We start from the raw sequence: 17,119 nt of genomic DNA on the forward strand, positions 1-17,119 counted from the left end.
GCGTCCCTGACGTCGCCGGCGGGACGTGCCGTACCGAGCTGCGGTCTCCGCAGCTCCCTCGTTATTGGTCACCTGGCCAATTGCCGATTGGTCACTCACTCAATAGCATTCGCTCCATGACGTCAAGGGATTCCGGCACCCGAACCCGCAAGGCACCCACCGAGCGCCGTCAGGAGATCGTCCGCGCAGCTGCGCTGGTCGGGCTGACCGAAGGGCTGGAGTGCATCACGCTGCGGCGGATCGCCGATGAGCTGGGGGTGCAGCCCGGACTGGTCAGCCACTACTTCCGGGCCGCCGACATCCTGGTGGCGGAGGCGTTCACCAGCGCGACCGGGGCCGAACTGGACGGTCTCCTCCCCCAGACACCCGAGGGACCGGGGCACGAGACCCCGCTGAGCACGCTGCGGCGCTTCTTCGCCCTGATCGCCGGCACCGAGTTCGACAACGTCAGCAAGCTCTGGCTGAACGCCCGGCACCTGGCCCGCTACCGCCCGGTGCTCCGCGACCACGTGGTCGAACAGGAGCTGCTCTGGTGCCGCCGCCTCGAACAGCTCATCGCGGCGGGGATGGCGGCGCAGCTCTTCCGCTGTGCGGACCCGTGGGCGGCCGCCGTGCGCGTCCTCGTCGCGATCGACGGGACCAGCGCCTACGTCAACACCAGCGCCGGCTCCCGTACCGACCCGATCGCCCACCTGGCCCGCACCGTCGCGGAGACGGAACTCGGACTGCCGCCCGACGCCCTCGCCCATCCTCGCTCACCGGGCTGATTCCGCGTCAGTTCCGTTCGTGGAGCGTGCCCTGACGCGGGACACCGCGCAGGGGGGACGGTCCCGGGACCCGTGTCCCGGAGCCGGGACAACTTCGGCATCGTGACACGGCACGGCGGCGGAATCTCCTACGACGCCGAGGCCGCGCCCGAGGTCCTGCGCGCGTACGTCCGGTGGACCGAGGCCGCAGCAGATGGACTCGTCGGTCGCACTCATCCCCATGCCAGACGACGAGGAGGTGCCCGAGCCGCTGTGGGGACGGCTCGTCTACCACGGCGGATCGCCTACACCGGCAGTCAGACGGCCGGCCCGGCCCTCTTCGAGGTGTTGCGGGAGATGCCGTACGCGGAGAGCGCGTCCATCCCCATGGGCGAGGACGCCCGGCACGGGGTAGACGGAATGGGCTGGCTCACGCGTTTTCACCGGGGTTTGCTCGGCTGTGAGAGGTGAAGGAAGTGAGGGTGAGGTACGACTCGCCGGGGCCCGGCGGACGGATCCACGAACGGGTGACGAAGCTGTGCAGTGGGCCTTCTGTCAGGGCGGTGCGTGGGAGGGTCAGTCCCAGGGCCCGTTCCAGGACTCCTAGCGCGGTCCGTGTCCCCGGCAGTCCCCGGGTCGGGGTGTTCAGGTCGTGCGTGTCCTTCCCCTGGTCCTCGTCGCCCCGCCACTGTCCGGTCGTTGCCGGGAAGCCATCGAGCACCAGCCACGGCGGTGTCGTCCCGGTCCAGTGGGGCTCGATGTCTCCGGCCGTCACCGAGAACGTGCACACCTCCTCTCCGTCGACGCCGACGGAGAGGAGGAAACGAGACCGGGTCTGATCGAAGGTGTCGATGTTGTGCCAGAGGACCACCGCTCTGGTCCCCTCCGACGCGGCAGCGGCCGGGGAGACGAAGCGCTCCTGGTCGAAGCCCGTGGGGGCGCCGTCGAAGGCGAAGCTCCATCCGGGGGCGGCCTGCCCGATCCAGGCCAGGGCGCGGTCGTCGTACGACGTACTGCCGAGCGCCAGGCCCAGCCGGTGGTCGGCGTCCCACCTGCTGAGGGGTGGATACAACCCGTCCTGCCCGGGCGTCACGTCCCGCTGTTGCCGGCCGGCGGGGCCGGGGCCGCCCCCGCCGGGGTCCTTCAGACGGGCTGGTAGTCCCGCCGGATCGGGGTCCGCGACGAACACGACCCGATAGCCCTCGTGGAACTGGCCTGGCACCTCGTCCTCCAGCCAGGACAGACCCACCGGATCATCCCCCAGCACGTCCCCGACGGGCCCGGGGACTGCGTCGGGCGGTTCCCGCTCCTCTCGCGCGAACTCGCCCCGGGGCAGGGCCAGCAACAGCCGTCCGCGCTCCTGGGTGATCACCGGCCCCAGTACCGGATCCGCGAGCAGTCCCAGCGGCGCCACATGGTCGGGGCCCAGCGGTCGCCAGTGAGGCAGCGCGGCCCGCAGCAGCCGCCACGCTTCGTTCCACCGGCCCCAGCGGGCCAACGCCCGCGCCTCGTCGGCCGCCTCCCCGAGCGGCCCGTCCGCCGTGAAACGGTACGTTCCCTCCCGCGCCGCCCGCAGCGCCTTCTCAGCCCTCTCCAGCGCCTCGGGCGTCGTGCAGCGGGCCAGCAGCGCCCACCGCGGGCCGGTGTTGCCGTCGTGCCGCTCGGTGGTGGCGAAGCCCGCCGCGGCCACCGGCAGCAGATCAGCCGCGTACACCGGGTCCACCGCGAGGGCGTCGACAGAGAACGCCTGGACCCTTGCCGAGAGCAGACACTCCAACTGCCCCCGCAGCAGCCCGGCCCTCGGCCTGCCGTACGTCTCGGCACCCCGCAACAGGGTCAGGGCCTCCTCGTACTCCCCACTCAGCGCCGCCCGCCGGGCCCTCTCCACCACGACGTCCTGCGCCCGGGTGGTGTCGTTGGCGAACAGCGGCCCTTCGCCGTCCACGGCCTTGGACGCGGCCGAACGGTGGAAGCACCGGTAGCGGTACAGCATGTACTCCCGGAACGACGGAAAACGCTCGGGCGGCATGCCCCGCCAGGACGCCCACTCGTACACCGCCCACTCACCGTCCGCGTCCCGGTCCAGCGGGTCGATCAGGACCATCGTCGCGTCCGTCTCCGCGTCAAGGTGCAGCGCCCGGTGCCACATCCCGGCCTCCAACAGCTCCTGCGGCGACGCGTCCTCGTCCAGGTGCTCCCCGAAGATCTCGGCGAGCCCATAGGCATTTCGGTGCGGATGGAAGCCCTGGGTCCCGGCCAGCCGGTAGACGGGGTGGTCCGCCGGCCGCCAGCCGTCGCTGATCCGCAGGAACGTTTCGAGCGACGGCGGCAGCCGATAGCCGATCCGCTCCTCCAGGGCGGCGATGCCCGCGTCCGACGCACCCGAGTAGCCGAGCCACCGCGCCACGACCAGCTCCCGATCCGACTCGTCCCGCCCATCAGGCCGGGCGTCCGCCCACTCCGTGCTCCAGCGGGTCAGGAACTCCCTCCAGTCGAAGGGGATCACGGTCGCCGTCTCGTCCATCGGGGTCATACGGCGATGGTGGCACCCACCGCTGACAGCCGGTCCGGTCGCCCTTCTCGCTGCGGATACAGACGCACGCACGGCGTTCGACGGCCAGGCCTGTGCAGGTGGGCGTCAGAGCTCGGGACCGTACTGGGCGCGGACCAAGCGGCGCGTGTCCGCGGGGCGCTGGTGGTCTTCGCCGACCGGATCCACGCCGCGCGTCATGTCCGCACGACGCACAGCACGAGCATCGGCGCCTTCACCTCCCCGGCGTCGGCCCTATCCACGGCCTCGTCGACCTGGAAGGTGTCCCCGTGGTCGAGGTGGTGGAACGCCTGCACACGCCCATCTCCGTGGAGACCAGCACCGGTGCGTCGCCCGTGGCGGCGACCGCCTGCCAGGGCTCGGTCGGCTCCATCTGTTCGACTTTCTCCGGAGCGGGCTCGGGGGAATCCGGCTCCGGCGGGGCTGCCGCACGGACGGACCCGTTGCCTCCCCTGGCACCACTGCGAGCGCGTGCCGAGTTACCGTCGCCACGGCCAGGCGGTGTCCGTCCCGGAGGGCTGTCCCGATCCGCAGCCGCTCGGATGATCTGCTCATCCGCACCGTCCTGCCGGATCGGGCAGATGTCTGCTACACACGCGCGACGTGGTCGGGGGCCGGGCCCTCCGCTGGTCCTGAGGGCGGTTCCCCGAGCCGGGCGGGGCTTCGCAGGAGCGCGATCACCGGGACGGCGGCGAGCGCGAACAGTGCCGCGGCCATGAGGATGTAGAGGTGGACTCCGGCCGCCGTGCTCACCGGGGCGCCGTCGGCGAGGACGCCGGGGGCCCGGGTGGCCTTGAGGACTTCGCCTCCGGCGACGTTGAAGACGACCGATCCGAGGGCGAGGACGACCGATACCAGGCCGGAGACCGTGCCCTGCCGCTCGGGCGGGGTGAGACCGGTCGCCAGGTTGTAGCCGGACGCGGCGATCGCGCCGGCGGCCGTGCCGAGCGCGGTGCCGCAGCCGATCGCCGGGAGGAGGGACGAGACCCCGGCCGGCATCGCGAGGGTAGCGACCGCCCCGAGGGCGATACCACCGAGGAGGGGCGGCGCGGGGCCGAACCGCGTCGCGAGCCGGCCGGCGAGCGTGCCGCCGACGAGGATGCCGAACGAGGGGGCGGCGAGCAGGACGGCGACCGCCCCGCCGTCGCCGAGCCCGTAGCCGAGAGCGAGGTCCGGCGGCACCTGGGCGACGAGGCCCGTCAGCTGCAGCATGCTCCGGAACGAACCCGCGGCCAGCAACAGGGCCAGCAGCGTCAGCACGATCGGGCGGCTGAGGGCCCGGATGTCGACGATCGGCTCCTCGGTCCTCAGGGCGAGGGACACCCAGCCGGCCAGCGCCGCGACACCCGTCCCCAACAGGATGGCCATGCCGCCGGACAGCCACCCGGAGTCCCCGCCGAGGGTGGCGTACGCGAGGACCGCGCCGAGGCCGCCGCCGAGCAGGAGCGCCCCGCGTACGTCGATCCGCCCGCCGCCCCGGACCGGCGTCCTCGGAACGAGGGCGTGGACGCAGAGCGCGGCCACCGCGGCGAACAGGGCCCCCACGACGAACACGCTCCGGTAGCCCAGCAGATCGATGACCGGCTGTATCAGGAACGGTTCCAGCACTCCGACGAGCGCCGAGCCGGAGGTCACCAGTCCGACCGCGGCCATCGCCACGCGCGGGGCGCAGAGCCGGAGCGTGAGGGCCACCGTGATGAAGACCGTGGCCAGGGCGGCGCCCTGGAGGAAACGCCCCGCCAGGAAGATCCCGATGTTGGGCGCGGTGAGGCAGACCAGCGCGCCCGCGCAGGTCAGCAGGAGCGTGACGACGAGCATCCGGCGCTCGCCGAAGACGTCGCAGCTCTTCGCGAGCAACGGCGACCAGATGGCCCCCGCCAGCATCGCGCTCGCGTTCAGCCACGCTGCCTGGTCGGTGTCGAAGTGGTCGAGCATCTGAGGCAGGACCATGAGGGGAGAGGTGATGGCGAGGTCGGCCAGGACGGTGGCGAGGATCAGAACGGCGACCCGGAGGGCGAGCCGCCCGCTCCACCGGTGCTCCACGTCGGTCACGGCGCACTCCTCGTGACCGGGGGCCGGCTGCCCGCCGCGCGCAGCGCCGCGTCACGGGCGGCGAGATCGGCCCGGGTGGCCGGCAGCAGACGGTCGCGGCCGGCTTCGGCGCTCGTCTGGGCGAAGGCGACGTAGGGGCGCTGCCTCGCCTCGTACCGTGCGAACGCGGTGGTGTGGTCGTCGCCGTTCCTTTCGAGTTCCTCCGCGAGGAAACGGGCGCCGGTGAGCGCGAGTGACGTGCCCCGGCCGGAGAGGAAGGCCGGACAGTACCCCGCGTCCCCGACGAGCACGGCCCGACCGCGGTGCCAGGACGGTAGCCGGATCTGACTCGCGGAGTCGAAGTAGAGGGTGGGGGCGGCCCGGACCGCGTCGAGCAGCAGGGGGATCCGCCACGACGTGACGCCCGCGAAGGCGTCGAGGAGGATCCGCTTCTGGGCGTCCGGGTCGCGGTGGTCGTAGTCGAGGGGTCCAGAACGGAACTGGAAGACCGCGACGGTCCTGTCCTTGTACCGGAAGACGCCCGCGAGCCGGCCGGGAACGTTGTGGATCGTGTTGACGCCGTCGGACCAGGTGTCGCCGGGAAGGTCGACGAGGGCGAAGTAGACGCCCAGATGCCGGAGGTAATCCTTCTCGGGCCCGAACACCAGCGCGCGTACCGCGGAGTGCTGGCCGTCGGCGCCGACCACGAGGTCGTACCGTCCGGTGCGGCCGGAGTCGAAACACACGCGGACACCGTCGTGGCCGCCACCGCCGTCGCTGACGTCGTCGTCGGTGAGTGACCGGACCGCGTCGGCGAAGCGGATCGTCACGGTGTCCGGGAGTGCCTCGGCGAGGATGCGGACGAGGTCCTCGCGCAGGATCTCGACATGGGCGTCCTCGTCGGCCCCGCTCGTGGCCGCCACCGGTACCCGGCCCACCGGTTCGCCGTCCCCGTCGACGAAGTGGCTGGACTCGGACATCCGGAGCCGTTGCTCCCGGAGCCTCGCCAGCAGCCCCATCCGGTCCACGGCCCCGATCGCGTCGCCGCGGATGTCAACGGGTGTCCCTTCGAGCCGTAAGCGGTGGGCGTGTTCGACAACGGTGACGTCGTGGCCGCGGGCGCCGAGTTCGCGGGCGGCGGCGAGCCCGGCGATGCCGGCTCCGGAAATGAGGATGTGCATGGTGTGCGCGCTCCAGGTTTCAGGGTCGGGTGTCGCCGAGCACTGCGGCGATCTTAAAGAGACAGGTTGTCGCTTTAATCGGACCCTAGTCGCGATCGGGTTGCACCGCAACGGCCGACCTGACGACAATCGGCGTCCGAACCGAGAGGAAGAGGAGGTGGACGCGGGAATGGCCGACGGCATCGCGAACGGCCCGCAGGCACGTCGCCCCGGTGGCCGCAACGCCCGGGTGCGTGAACGGATCCTCGGCGCGACGGCCGAATTGGTCGCACGCGACGGCATCGCGGGCTTCCGCTACGACGAGGTCGCCGAACTGGCCGGCGTTCACCGGACCAGCGTCTACCGCAACTGGCCCGACCGTGAGGAACTGGTCGCCGAGGCCCTGATCCAGTACGCCGAGGACCTCGCGACCATCGCCGACACCGGCGACCTCCGCCATGACCTGGTCGACTATCTGATGGCCATCGCGGGGGGACTGGGCACCCCCTTCGGCCGGGCGCTCGAACTGGCCCTCCAGCCCACCCACGAGAACCCCGCGGTCCGCGAGACGGTGGCGAGGATCCTCGAACAGCGCGGAGCCGCGACGCGCCGGCGCGTGGACCTGGCCGTTGGCCGGGGCGAACTGCCGCCGGTCGACAGCGTCTTCCTCGGCGAGATGCTCTCCGGCCCGGTCCACCTCGTGGTGAACCGCGGTCTGCGCCCGTTCACGCGCGCGGATGCGGAACGCATCGTCGACGTGGTCCTCGCAGGTATCCGGGCCTCGCGACCGGCGCCGCCACCACCCGCCTGAGCGCCGGCGGACCGGCCCGCCCCGGCAGTGGCCACCACGGAGCCGGACGCCGTCTCCTGCACGGTCGCCGGTCCGCGTACGGCTCAAGTCCTGGCAGCAGCCTGCCGATTGGCCCAGGTTCAGCAGATATCGGCCCGGTTGCGGATGCTTGCCCGTCGGATGCGGGCACGGTCGGGTGTGCGATCCGCTGGAAGTCCGATGCGTGCGGACTCCGCGCGCCGCTTCCCCGGTGAGCAGGCCACGAGAAGTGGCCGGAGCCGGAGCTCTTGGGTCCGCCCGTACGGGCGGACCCGGCCGACCATTGGACGGGGCACCCGGTCTGCATGCCGGGTTCCCGGGTACCCGCGACGCATGACCACATCGCACGGACTTGTTCTGGCCGAGGGCGGCGGCGCGCTCGCCGTCGGGGCCCTGCTGCTGGTCGGCGTGGCCGTCACGGCCCTGCTGGTCCTCATCGTCCAGGGGGGCATCCGTAAACGCCGCCGCCAGCCGCCCCCGCCCCGCCCCTCCGAACAGCCCCGCCACCCGGACGAAGGGCGCCCGGGGCCCGCGCGGGCGGATGACGGTTCGTGACGGGCAGCCCGGCGTCCCCGCCACGGTACGGTCCGGCGGACTCCGCGTCCGCTCCGTCGCGGGCCGGAGGCCGAAGGGGCGAGGGGCGTCACCGGGCGGGCACGGAACCGTGCACGGCCCGCAGCGCGCTGGGCTTGCGCCCGTGGCTCGCCGGGACCGCGCTCGTCCTTTCCACGACCGGATGCGCGGTCTGCGCCGCCTGGGCCGTCACGACAGACCCCGGCCGCCCCGGCTACCCACTGATGGTGGGGGTCTCGATCGCTCTCGGTCTGCTGACCCTCTGTGCCCTCGTCGACATCGCCGTCATCACACGCCGCCACTCCCGCGTGGAACCGCTGACACAGGCCCCTGCGGAAGCGCGGGGTGTGGACGGGGGCGGTCCGGCAGACGCTCCCGGGCGGGGAATCCCCCGCAACCGATGTGACGGAGGTCCGCTCATGCTCATGGCCCATCCCGCGGTGCTGTCGAAGCTCGTCACGGAGCACGAGACCCTGCGCACCCTCGACGCCGGCCACGGCGACCCCGCCGCGCGACGCAGGCTGGACGACGTCGCCTCCACCCTGCGCGTGGCCACCGGCACCCGCGACCCGGACAGGGCCCTGGTTGCAGCCCGCCACAAGCTGCCCGGCGCCCGCCCTCACGACGACGCCCTCCTGACCGCACCCCACGCCGCCGCATCACGCGTACCGTGACGGCGGCCCCGGCCGGACCCGAGCGCCCGGTGACGGAAACCGCGCGCTCGGCACAGAAGAACCAGAACGGGCACCCGCCGCACCCGGACAGCAAGAGCCCGGTGGACGGCACGGATCCGTCCGGACACGAGACACCAGGAGGGGCCGTGGGACGAGACGGTGCGGGCAGACGGGGCCGTGAGGAGTCGCTGGAGGAACGCGCGGACCGGCAGTGGACGGAGCTCCTCCAGGAAGTGCGGGTGGCTCAGACCGGGGTGCAGATCCTCTTCGGCTTCCTGCTGACAGTGGTCTTCCAGCCCCGCTTCGCGGACCTGCCCGAGATCGACCGCGCCCTCTACCTCGCCACCGTGTTCCTCGGCGCCGCGGCGACCGGGGCGCTCATAGCACCGGTCGCGCTGCACCGGATGCTGACCGGCCGCAGGGTCAAACCCCAGACCGTGCAGTGGGCCTCCCGCCTCACCGTCACCGGCTTGGTCCTGCTGCTCTGCACGATGACCGCGGCCCTGCTGCTCATCCTCCGGGTCGTCCTCCACAACGCCCTGGCGCTCTGGCTGGTCACCCCCCTGGTGCTCTGGTTCCTCCTGTGCTGGTTCGCCCTCCCTCTGTGGGCACGACTCCGCTCCGAACCTGGCAGCACGGACAGGGACATCCGTCCGGACCAAGCATGAACCCGCGGACCGGCACCCCCTCAACCTGAGCGAACGAATCAGGATCTCAGCGTCCACTACTGGCCCCGCGCATGACACACGGGGAATCAGTTCACCTGCCCGTGGGGGCGGCCGATCGGCCGCCCCCACGGGCACGTTCCAAGGGCCCTCGCTCGCGGAGGGCCCGGACGCAGTGTGAGGTCGCGGAGCGGCCCAACGGGTTCCCGCCGGCAGAAGTCGAGGAAGCCGTCCGGGTCGGGCCCGAGGGTGAAGCGCCCCTCGGAGCGCAGGGCGAGGGTGGCGGCGGCCTGGGCGACGGAAAGCCGGCGGCGCCGAAGCCGTCCCCGTCCGCCGCGCGGGAGCCCTGCCGGGCCCACTCCTGGACACGCTCCTCGGTCGGGGCGCCGCGCACGCCCTGGACGGCGCAGCGCACCGGGACCGCAAGGCGCTCTTCCTGGCCGTGCCGTCCACGACGGGGCCGGCATGCCGCTGCGTGAGGACGCGGAGGAGGAAACGGCCCGGAACCTGCTCGCCGTGGTGGACGGCTTCGCCGCCGTCGGGCCGCGCCACCTGCGGGCTCGCTGGTCCGTGGTGCAGGCGGTAGCCGCGCACCGCGACGCTGGCGGCGAGCAGTTCCACCCGCACACCGGCGCGGTCGAGTTGCTGAACATCGTCCGGTCCACGGACGCGGTGGCCTGGTTCCTCACCTTCGCCGCGCACGCCCCGAACCGCTGGCCGCAGCACCGTGCCGCACGTGCGGTGGGTGGCGAGGGGGTGAGCCGCGTCTTCGTCCAGGAGGTCCGCCGCTTCTGGCCTCCTCCAGCGCGCCCGCCTCACCGCCCCGGAGGGGGAGAGTGGGAGGCACTCGGCCGCTCGGGCGGAACACCCGCCCCAGGGGGCGCTACCTCGCCCTCGCCGCGTTCCGCCGGTGGTCGGGGCGCAGTTCACCTCGGCGCCCTCGCTCCCGCCGGCCAGGACCACGCTCATCAAGGCCGCCGCCGCGGAGGCAGCAGGTGCCCTGCCCGCGGCGGTCTTCGTCGTCGCCTCCGCGCTGAGCGGCGGCGGGGCGCTCCAGGCGAGCCGACAGCCCGGCGGGTGGCGTACCGCCGGCGTGACGGGGAAGCCGGTCCATCACGACCGAACCGAAGGAGCCGAACCGTGATCATCGTCGCCGTCATCGCCCTGTGCCTGGTCCTGGCCGTTCTCGCCTTCCTCCTACCTCGTCTGTCACGGCACCCCGAGCGCGGCACCCTGCGCTCTCTGGGCCTCGGGGCGCGCGCCGGCGGCAAGGCACCCGGAATCCTCGGCAGGATGTTCAGCAAGCCCTTCAGCACCAGCGCCCGTGCGGTGAGCCGCAGCGGCTCGGCTGGTCGCCGGGCCCGCAACCGGCTCCCCTTCTGAGCCGCCCCGCCCGCCACAGCGGCCCCCGGGGCCCCTGCCCGCGACCTTCGAGGAGACGACCGTGCAACAGCACCGCTTCACCGGGACCGACAAGGTCCGTAGGAGTTTCACCTGGGCAGTCGTCGTCTCGGTGCCGACGGTGATCCTCCTGCTCTTCCTCGTCTTCGTCCAGAACCTCGCCGGGGCATGGGTCGGGCTGGCGATACTCGCGGCCCTGTGGCTGCTCGCCCTGTGGCGCTTCACCGGTGTGGGGACACGTGGGCTCCCTCCCCGGCACTGACCGCCCGGCACACACCGGCCGGAAGCACCGGACCCGGCCCGCACGACGGCAGCCGCGCACACCACCGCCGCTCCACACGAGAGGCCAGCCACTTCCTACCCTTCACCAGCAGTGTCTGCGTCCTCGTCTGCTGCCGCCAACTCACCTCATGCGGGGACGTCTTGGTCAGGGGAAGGTGCGAGCCAGTACTCCAGCAGGATTTGCTGTGCGAGCTGCGGAATGTCGTAATCGCGTCTGGCGCAGCCCTCCCGGTCCTGACGTGGTTGACAGGTGCCGTTCCGTCGGCGTGGCCGAAGGAGATGCCCACGCACAGTTGCCCTTCGTCGACTCGGCGAGTCGGGAGCTGGGGCTCAGCGGGCCAGCAGGCCCCGGATCGCGGCCGCGATCTCGTCGGGTGCCTCTTCGGCCATGAAGTGCCCGGCGCGGGTCAGCCGGTGGTCCAGGTCCGGCGCCCACGCCTTCCACACCCCGGCAGCGTCGTAGCCGAGCTGCGCGCCCCAGTCCTGTTGGACGACCGTCACGGGCATGGCCAGCTGCGACCCGGCGTCCAGGTCCGCTTGGTCGTGCATGACGTCGATGCCCGCCGAGGCCCGGTAGTCCGCGACGATCGACGTCACGGCCGCGGCGCTCGCGCGCAGGTACTCGGCACGTACGTCCTCGGGCATGGTGGTCGGGTCGTTGGCCCAGGCGTCGAGGAACGAGCCGAAGAACGCGTCCGCGCTGGCTGCGATCATCGTCTCCGGCAGGCCCGGCGGCTGCGCCATCAGGAAGAGGTGGTAGCCGATCGCCGCCGGGGCGCCGTGCAGGACGTTCCACATGTCGAGCGTCGGCACGATGTCGAGGATGCCCAGGTGCGTGATGGTCTCCGGGTGGTCCAACCCCGCCCGGAAGGCGACCAGGGCGCCTCGGTCGTGGCCGACGAGGGCAAAGCGCTCGTGACCGAGCGCCGCCGCCAGGGTCACGACGTCGGCGGCCATGGTGCGCTTGGCATACACATCGGGGTCGGCGGCCGCCGGCTTGTCGCTGGCGCCGTAACCCCGCAGGTCAGGACAGATCACCGTGTGCTCGTCGGCGAGCCGCTCGGCGACGTGTCGCCACATCAGGTGGGTCTGGGGAAAACCGTGCAACAGCACGACCGGGCTGCCGCTGCCGCCGACGGCTGTGGCCAGTTCCACACCGTCCGCGCCGGGCAGGCGGATGTGATCGAAGCCGGGAATGGTGAGGGTCATGAGGGACCACCCTTTCGGGTCGGGGACTTGACCGGATCAGCTTGGGCGAAGGCGATCAGCAGCCGATCAGTACGGTTGGGCGCAGCCGGCCCCTGGCACGGAGTATGGGGGCATGCGAATCGACGTGCTCGGCGTGGTTCGGGCCCTCCACGACGACGGCAGCCCTGTTGACCTGGGCGGACCCCGCCATCGTGAGGTACTCGCCCGGCTCGTCGCCGCCGAGGGGCGGATGGTCACCACCGACACCCTCGTCAATGACCTGTGGACCGATCCGCCTGCCCGCGCGGTTGGCGCTTTGCGTACGTTCGTCGCCGCGCTGCGCCGTGCCCTCGAACCCGACCGCCCGCCCCGCAGTCCGCCGCGCGTCATCGTCACCGAAGGTCCCGGCTACGCGCTTCGCTCGCCGCGCGAGGACGTGGACGTCCATCGGTTCCAGGACACGCTGGCCCGAGCCCGCCGCGACCCCGCCGCGGTGACCGACCTCGGCGCGGCACTCGCGGCCTGGCGTGGCCCCGCCTACGCCGATGTGACCGGCTCCGCATGGGCGCAGCGCGAGCGGACCCGGCTGGAGGAATTGAGGTTGGAGGGGGTGGAACTGCGCGCCCGCATCCTCCTCGACTGCGGGGAAGGGGCCGATCTCGTCGCCGAACTGGGTGCCCATGTCGCCGAACACCCGTGGCGCGAGCCGGCCTGGGAGCTGCTTGCCCGCGCGCTGTACCGCGCGGGCCGCCAGGCCGACGCGTTGGCCACCCTCCGCCGTGCCCGCGCGATGCTCGTTGACCAACTCGGGCTCGACCCCGGTTCCGACCTCCAGCGCCTGGAGACGGACATCCTCAACGGGTCCGTGCCCTCCGAAGGAGCACGTGCCGCGTGGACCGGCCCTGGTGTCCGGCTCGGCCCGCGCACCACGGTGGATCTGGCCCGCACCCTCGCGCTGGCGGGCGGCGATGCCCTCGTCCGCTCGCGGCGCGACCGCCTCGCCGCCGTCCAGGCGGCGGAACGCACGGGAGACCTCTCCCTGACCGCCCGGATCATCGGCGCCTACGACGTGCCCGCCCTCTGGAGCCGGGCCGACGACCCCGAGCAGTCCCGCGCCGTCGTCGCGGCTGCCGAGCGCACGCTCACCGGGCTGGGCCCCGACGGCCCCGCCGACCTGCGCGCCCGCCTGCTGGCCACGGTCGCCGTCGAGAGCCGCAGCGCCGATCTGTCCGGGACCGAGCTGAAGCACGCGCAGCAGGCGGCGCGTCAGGCCGAGGCACTGGCACGGGACCTGGCCGATCCCGCCCTGCTGGCCTTCGCCCTCAACGGGATGTTCCTGCAGTCCTTCGGCAGCCCCGGGCTCGCGGCGGCACGGGACAGGATCGGCGTCGAGATCCTCGATCTGGCCACTCGGCACGAGCTGCCGAACTTCGCCGTGCTCGGCCGACTCGTCCGCCTGCAATCCGCCTCGGCCCTCGGCGACCTCGACGCCGCGACCTCGCACGCCCATGCGGCCGAGCAGCTCGCCGCCACCACCGAGGCGCCCCTCGTCTCCGTGCTCACCGGGTGGTTCAGGGCCCGGGCCACGGCCGCCCGCAGCGCCGAACCCGGCGGACCGAGCGCCGCCACGGCAGCAGCGCACTACCGCGCTGCCGAGGACACCCTCCGGACGGCCGGAATGCCGGGGCTGCACCGCGGCCTGTTCCCGCTCGCCCTACTGGGACTGCGCCTGCTGCACGACCGGCCCGCGCCCACCGACCCGCACCTCGACTGGGGCCCGTACCGACTCTGGGCGCGACCCCTCGTGCTGCTCGCCCAGGACCGAGTCGAGGAGGCCCGTACCGCCCTCGCCGCGGTGCCCGAACCACCGCGTGACCACGTGCAGGAAGCCATGTGGTGCCTGACCGCCCGCGCCGCCGTACGCCTCGGCGAGCGGGGAATCGCCGGGCACGCTGCGGCTGCCCTGCGTGATGCCTGTGCAGAACACGCCGGCGCCGCCAGCGGAATGCTGACCCTGGGCCCGGTGGCGCGGTACCTGGCAGAGGCGGAGGGATGCGCCGGAGCGGGGTAGGCGACCGCAGTCCGCGAGTTCCTTCTGCCGGATCTCCTCCAGCAGGTCCCACGACCGGCGGGGGCCGCCCTGGTGGACGGTTGGCAAGTCCCGGCGGCCGGGTGCCGCGGCGCGGGCCCAGGAACCGTCCGGGTGCAGCATGCAAGCGGTCCGGTCGGCGCCCTTGAGCTGCCCGAACTTGGCGCGGATGCTCTCGGGTGCGGTGACGAGGATGTGAGTGATTTGGTTGAGGGCGGCGGTGCGGGCCTTGACGGCGGAGCGGGCGGCGTTGTGCAAAGCGCGTATGCCGGTGACGGTGTCGTCCTTGGGTGCGCTGGAGGCCCGTCCGGACAGTCCGGCGCAGGCGGCGGCGTAGGCGTCGATGGGGTCGGACTTGCCGATGCGGCGGCGTTCAGCCCGGTCGGGCCGGTTGACCTCCACGACGTCCAGGCCCGCTGAGCGGGCGGCGCGGGTGAAGCCTGCCCCGTCGGAGGCGGTGCCGTCCACGCCGATCGCCCTCACTTGGCCGTGGGCGTTCACGAAGGCCAGGGCCGCGGCGTATCCGGCGGCGGTGGTAGCGAACTCGGCGTCCGCGAGGTGGCCTCCGTTGTCGCTGATGACCGCGACGTGAATGGTGTCGGCATGGGAGTCGACCCCGCCGACCACATCCTGGTCCGTGGTGCCGTCCGCGACTGCTGATGCCATGCTGATGCCGCCTTCCAGCCCGAAGGTGGGCGCCGGCCGGGTGGCGCAGACAGGACATTTTCATGAACGAAACGCCCAGCGAGAGGGTGTCTCACGTGGTGCGTTTCGCGAGCTTCTTGTAGCAGGTCAGGGTGGCGGCGAGACCGAGGAAGGCAAGGACGTGCGAGCCCTTTCGTTCGTATCGGACCGTGAGGCGGCGGCAGCCGAAGAGCCAGGCGATCGACCGCTCGGTCTTCCAGCGGTGCCGGCCGAGGCGTTCGCCGGACTCGATTCCGGGCCGTGCGATGCGCGCGACAAGCCCGCGCTCGCGCAGCCAGGCCAGGTGTTCCGATCGGCGGTGGCGAGCCCGACCCGGGCGGCTCACTGCGAAGCAACGGAACCCCGGCTGTGTTCTGGTCGTCATCACGGGTGTCGGTCTTCTCCAGCAGCTGGGCCCGGCAGCCGCATAACAAGGAACCTCTGATGAAGCATGTACTGCCAGGTGGGCTCGATGCCTCTCGCATCGGCTTGGGTTCCCTGGCCCCGACGGGAGTCTCCACGATGAACGGGGCTTCGATGGCATCGGGTTGAACAGCTTCATTCCATATGCGCAGGCCCTCGAAGACACCGGCGAGCCATCAATTACGGGCGCGTCGGCCGATGGCTTCGTGGTGCCGAGATTCGGTCTCGTTTTGCATTCCGAATCTCGTTTCGTATCCCGGTGGCAGTTAGGCGTGTTCGAGAACTCCGAGCGCGAGCCGGGACGACCCCGAGATCCGGCCGTGTGGGGAACTCTATGTTCTATCGTAGACCCAAGAAAGGAATGTGCGCATGGCAGACACATTTGCCAGCGATGATGCGGCCGTTGACGACGGTCTTGCAAAGATCGTCACAGGCATGCTGGAGCGGGTCGACGACCTCGGCGACTCCCTGGCCGAGCTGATCGATTCGGCAGCTGGCGAGCATCGCCTTCCGTTGGAGGATCTGCACGCTTCCTGCCGCGCCGAATTGCGCAATGTGCTGCGAGCGTTAGCCGGTGAGGCTCCGCTGTACACCACCATCGGCGCCAGTACCGGGCGCAGGCTCGCCCAGAAGGACATGCCGGAGGCCGTCGTGGTGACCGGCTACCGCATGGGCTTCCGTCATATCTGGGAACTGCTGATAGCCGAGGCCGAGGCCACCGGCCTGGTGGACGACAAGGGCCTGGTCGCGGCGGCGTCCTCGATCTGGCGCTTCCAGGACATCATGATCGAGTCCGCGGTGTCCGGCTACCGCGCGGCCGCTACCGCGCGGATACGGACAGCCGCGCAGGAGCATTCGGCTTTGCTGGACGCCCTGCTGACCAATCGAAGCCTTGATCTCGGCATGTTGCAGGCGACCTTGGATGTGCTGCGCATGCCGCGGTACGGATGGTTCGCGGTACTGGTGGCGGAGCTGCCTTCGGCCGGCCCTCCCGCCCTCGCGCGGACCGAGGAGGCGCTGCGGCGGTCCGGGTTCCACTCGGTCTGGCACCTTCAGGCGGACGCCCAGGTCGGCATCATCCAGCTCGGCCGGCCCGGGCAGCTTGAGGAACTCGCCGAACTACTGGAGGGCGCCGTGACCCGCCGGGCCGGCCTCAGCCCGGTCTACGAGGACCTGTACCTCACCGGTGCTCACCGGTGGTGCGCCAGGGCCGCGATGCAGAGCAGGGGCGCGGGCGGACGTTCGGTGACCGTGTTCGACGACCACCTGGTGGCGGTCGCCGCAGCGGCGGTACCCGAGATCGGCCAGCGTCTGGCCGGCCACGTCTTCGGCCCTCTGGACGAGCTGCCGCAGGCGGAGCGCAAGGTGTTGATAGACGCGCTGGAGACCTGGATCGACTGCGGCGGCTCCGTCGAGGAAACCGCCAAACGCATGTACTGCCACCCCAATACCGTGCGCCTGCGCCTGCGCCGCATCCGCAAGCACACCGGCCGTTCCCCCGCCGATCCGAAGGACGTCGCCGAACTCTGCCTCGCGCTCTACGCACTCAGGCAGAAGCCCGCGGCGGCCGACCCCGCCCACCGGGGGACGGCGCTCGCGGCCTCCCGGCAGAGAGGTCGCTGACCTCATACCGAGATGCCGTGAGCGACCGCGGCGAGCGGCTTCCGGCGCGTCGCGGTGCGACGGGCCGAGCCCTTGAGCGCGCGGCCGTCGACGACGGTGGCGCGACCGTCGGACCCGGAGGGCGACAGCGCCCGGTCGGGTTCGGTGGCGGCACCCTGCCGGTCGGCCAAGCGGGCGCCGACCATCCGAATGCGGCGCCT

The 17,119-nt window shown here is 72.1% G+C and carries 15 protein-coding genes and 3 pseudogenes; 11 read left to right on the forward strand and 7 right to left on the reverse strand.

Features of this window, described 5'->3' with window-relative positions:
- Positions 1-116: 116 nt before the first annotated feature.
- Positions 117-767, forward strand: a complete 651-nt coding sequence (locus ACFYOU_RS24475; RefSeq protein ID WP_391308493.1) for a TetR family transcriptional regulator C-terminal domain-containing protein — start codon at positions 117-119, stop codon at positions 765-767.
- A gap of 409 nt (positions 768-1,176) precedes the next feature.
- On the opposite strand, the gene ACFYOU_RS24480 is transcribed toward ACFYOU_RS24475, so the two are convergent.
- The gene (locus ACFYOU_RS24480) at positions 1,177-3,279 is read right to left on the reverse strand and encodes an SMI1/KNR4 family protein (RefSeq protein WP_391308494.1); all 2,103 of its coding nucleotides are present in this window, start codon (positions 3,277-3,279) and stop codon (positions 1,177-1,179) included.
- 6 nt (positions 3,280-3,285) lie between these two features.
- On the opposite strand from ACFYOU_RS24480, the pseudogene ACFYOU_RS24485 reads away from it, so the two are divergent.
- Positions 3,286-3,471 (forward strand): annotated as a pseudogene (locus ACFYOU_RS24485) (hypothetical protein); the annotation flags it as partial.
- Between the two features lie 414 nt (positions 3,472-3,885).
- Here the strand turns inward: ACFYOU_RS24485 and ACFYOU_RS24490 are convergent.
- Together ACFYOU_RS24490 and ACFYOU_RS24495 are read right to left on the reverse strand one after the other, a co-directional pair.
- Complete coding sequence (locus ACFYOU_RS24490; RefSeq protein ID WP_391308496.1) at positions 3,886-5,349, reverse strand: MFS transporter; 1,464 nt, start codon at positions 5,347-5,349, stop codon at positions 3,886-3,888.
- Positions 5,346-6,509, reverse strand: coding sequence for an FAD-dependent monooxygenase (locus tag ACFYOU_RS24495; RefSeq protein ID WP_391308498.1), 1,164 nt, complete (start codon positions 6,507-6,509; stop codon positions 5,346-5,348). Before ACFYOU_RS24495 ends, ACFYOU_RS24490 begins: the two co-directional genes overlap by 4 nt.
- A 157-nt stretch (positions 6,510-6,666) precedes the next feature.
- Here ACFYOU_RS24495 and ACFYOU_RS24500 point away from each other — a divergent pair, with 157 nt between their 5' ends.
- From ACFYOU_RS24500 to ACFYOU_RS24530, 7 genes are all read left to right on the forward strand, one after another.
- Positions 6,667-7,299 carry a TetR/AcrR family transcriptional regulator C-terminal ligand-binding domain-containing protein gene (locus tag ACFYOU_RS24500; RefSeq protein ID WP_391308500.1) on the forward strand — a complete coding sequence of 211 codons (633 nt, stop codon included), beginning with the start codon at positions 6,667-6,669 and terminating at the stop codon, positions 7,297-7,299.
- A gap of 351 nt (positions 7,300-7,650) precedes the next feature.
- Entirely contained in the window at positions 7,651-7,872 is a 222-nt protein-coding gene (locus ACFYOU_RS24505; protein ID WP_391308502.1) for a DUF6479 family protein, read from the forward strand.
- A gap of 437 nt (positions 7,873-8,309) precedes the next feature.
- Positions 8,310-8,564 carry a DUF5133 domain-containing protein gene (locus ACFYOU_RS24510; RefSeq protein WP_391308504.1) on the forward strand — a complete coding sequence of 85 codons (255 nt, stop codon included), beginning with the start codon at positions 8,310-8,312 and terminating at the stop codon, positions 8,562-8,564.
- Between the two features lie 146 nt (positions 8,565-8,710).
- Positions 8,711-9,232: a DUF6328 family protein gene (locus ACFYOU_RS24515; RefSeq protein ID WP_391308506.1), complete on the forward strand. Its 522-nt coding sequence runs from the start codon at positions 8,711-8,713 to the stop codon at positions 9,230-9,232.
- Between the two features lie 907 nt (positions 9,233-10,139).
- On the forward strand, positions 10,140-10,373 hold the full coding sequence (locus ACFYOU_RS24520; protein ID WP_391308508.1) for a hypothetical protein: 234 nt from the start codon (positions 10,140-10,142) through the stop codon (positions 10,371-10,373).
- Positions 10,370-10,612: a DUF6411 family protein gene (locus ACFYOU_RS24525; protein WP_391308509.1), complete on the forward strand. Its 243-nt coding sequence runs from the start codon at positions 10,370-10,372 to the stop codon at positions 10,610-10,612. Before ACFYOU_RS24520 ends, ACFYOU_RS24525 begins: the two co-directional genes overlap by 4 nt.
- A 61-nt stretch (positions 10,613-10,673) precedes the next feature.
- A complete protein-coding gene (locus tag ACFYOU_RS24530; RefSeq protein ID WP_391308511.1) occupies positions 10,674-10,892 on the forward strand; it encodes a hypothetical protein in 219 nt (72 codons plus the stop codon).
- A gap of 350 nt (positions 10,893-11,242) precedes the next feature.
- Here the strand turns inward: ACFYOU_RS24530 and ACFYOU_RS24535 are convergent, their stop codons facing one another.
- Positions 11,243-12,121 carry an alpha/beta fold hydrolase gene (locus ACFYOU_RS24535; RefSeq protein ID WP_391308513.1) on the reverse strand — a complete coding sequence of 293 codons (879 nt, stop codon included), beginning with the start codon at positions 12,119-12,121 and terminating at the stop codon, positions 11,243-11,245.
- 112 nt (positions 12,122-12,233) lie between these two features.
- Between ACFYOU_RS24535 and ACFYOU_RS24540 the strand changes: the two genes are divergently transcribed.
- Positions 12,234-14,171: a BTAD domain-containing putative transcriptional regulator gene (locus ACFYOU_RS24540; protein ID WP_391308515.1), complete on the forward strand. Its 1,938-nt coding sequence runs from the start codon at positions 12,234-12,236 to the stop codon at positions 14,169-14,171.
- Between the two features lie 216 nt (positions 14,172-14,387).
- On the opposite strand, the pseudogene ACFYOU_RS24545 reads toward ACFYOU_RS24540, so the two are convergent.
- Both ACFYOU_RS24545 and ACFYOU_RS24550 read right to left on the reverse strand, forming a co-directional pair.
- Positions 14,388-14,855 (reverse strand): annotated as a pseudogene (locus ACFYOU_RS24545) (transposase); the annotation flags it as partial.
- A gap of 91 nt (positions 14,856-14,946) precedes the next feature.
- Positions 14,947-15,147, reverse strand: a pseudogene (locus ACFYOU_RS24550) (IS5/IS1182 family transposase); the annotation flags it as partial.
- Positions 15,148-15,665: 518 nt separating this feature from the next.
- Between ACFYOU_RS24550 and ACFYOU_RS24555 the strand changes: the two are divergent.
- Positions 15,666-16,919 carry a helix-turn-helix domain-containing protein gene (locus ACFYOU_RS24555; protein WP_391308517.1) on the forward strand — a complete coding sequence of 418 codons (1,254 nt, stop codon included), beginning with the start codon at positions 15,666-15,668 and terminating at the stop codon, positions 16,917-16,919.
- 2 nt (positions 16,920-16,921) lie between these two features.
- Here the strand turns inward: ACFYOU_RS24555 and ACFYOU_RS24560 are convergent, their stop codons facing one another.
- The gene (locus ACFYOU_RS24560; RefSeq protein WP_391308519.1) at positions 16,922-17,104 is read right to left on the reverse strand and encodes a hypothetical protein; all 183 of its coding nucleotides are present in this window, start codon (positions 17,102-17,104) and stop codon (positions 16,922-16,924) included.
- Positions 17,105-17,119: the final 15 nt, after the last annotated feature.

The organism is Streptomyces sp. NPDC005955, from assembly GCF_042871255.1.
Taxonomy (GTDB): domain Bacteria; phylum Actinomycetota; class Actinomycetes; order Streptomycetales; family Streptomycetaceae; genus Streptomyces.

Coding starts and splice junctions, on each gene's coding strand:
- ACFYOU_RS24475 (WP_391308493.1), top strand. CDS start 117: ATGACGTCAAGGGATTCCGGCACCCGAACCCGCAAGGCACCCACCGAG.
- ACFYOU_RS24480 (WP_391308494.1), bottom strand. CDS start 3,279: ATGACCCCGATGGACGAGACGGCGACCGTGATCCCCTTCGACTGGAGG.
- ACFYOU_RS24495 (WP_391308498.1), bottom strand. CDS start 6,509: ATGCACATCCTCATTTCCGGAGCCGGCATCGCCGGGCTCGCCGCCGCC.
- ACFYOU_RS24505 (WP_391308502.1), top strand. CDS start 7,651: ATGACCACATCGCACGGACTTGTTCTGGCCGAGGGCGGCGGCGCGCTC.
- ACFYOU_RS24510 (WP_391308504.1), top strand. CDS start 8,310: ATGCTCATGGCCCATCCCGCGGTGCTGTCGAAGCTCGTCACGGAGCAC.
- ACFYOU_RS24535 (WP_391308513.1), bottom strand. CDS start 12,121: ATGACCCTCACCATTCCCGGCTTCGATCACATCCGCCTGCCCGGCGCG.
- ACFYOU_RS24540 (WP_391308515.1), top strand. CDS start 12,234: ATGCGAATCGACGTGCTCGGCGTGGTTCGGGCCCTCCACGACGACGGC.
- ACFYOU_RS24555 (WP_391308517.1), top strand. CDS start 15,666: ATGGCAGACACATTTGCCAGCGATGATGCGGCCGTTGACGACGGTCTT.
- ACFYOU_RS24560 (WP_391308519.1), bottom strand. CDS start 17,104: ATGGTCGGCGCCCGCTTGGCCGACCGGCAGGGTGCCGCCACCGAACCC.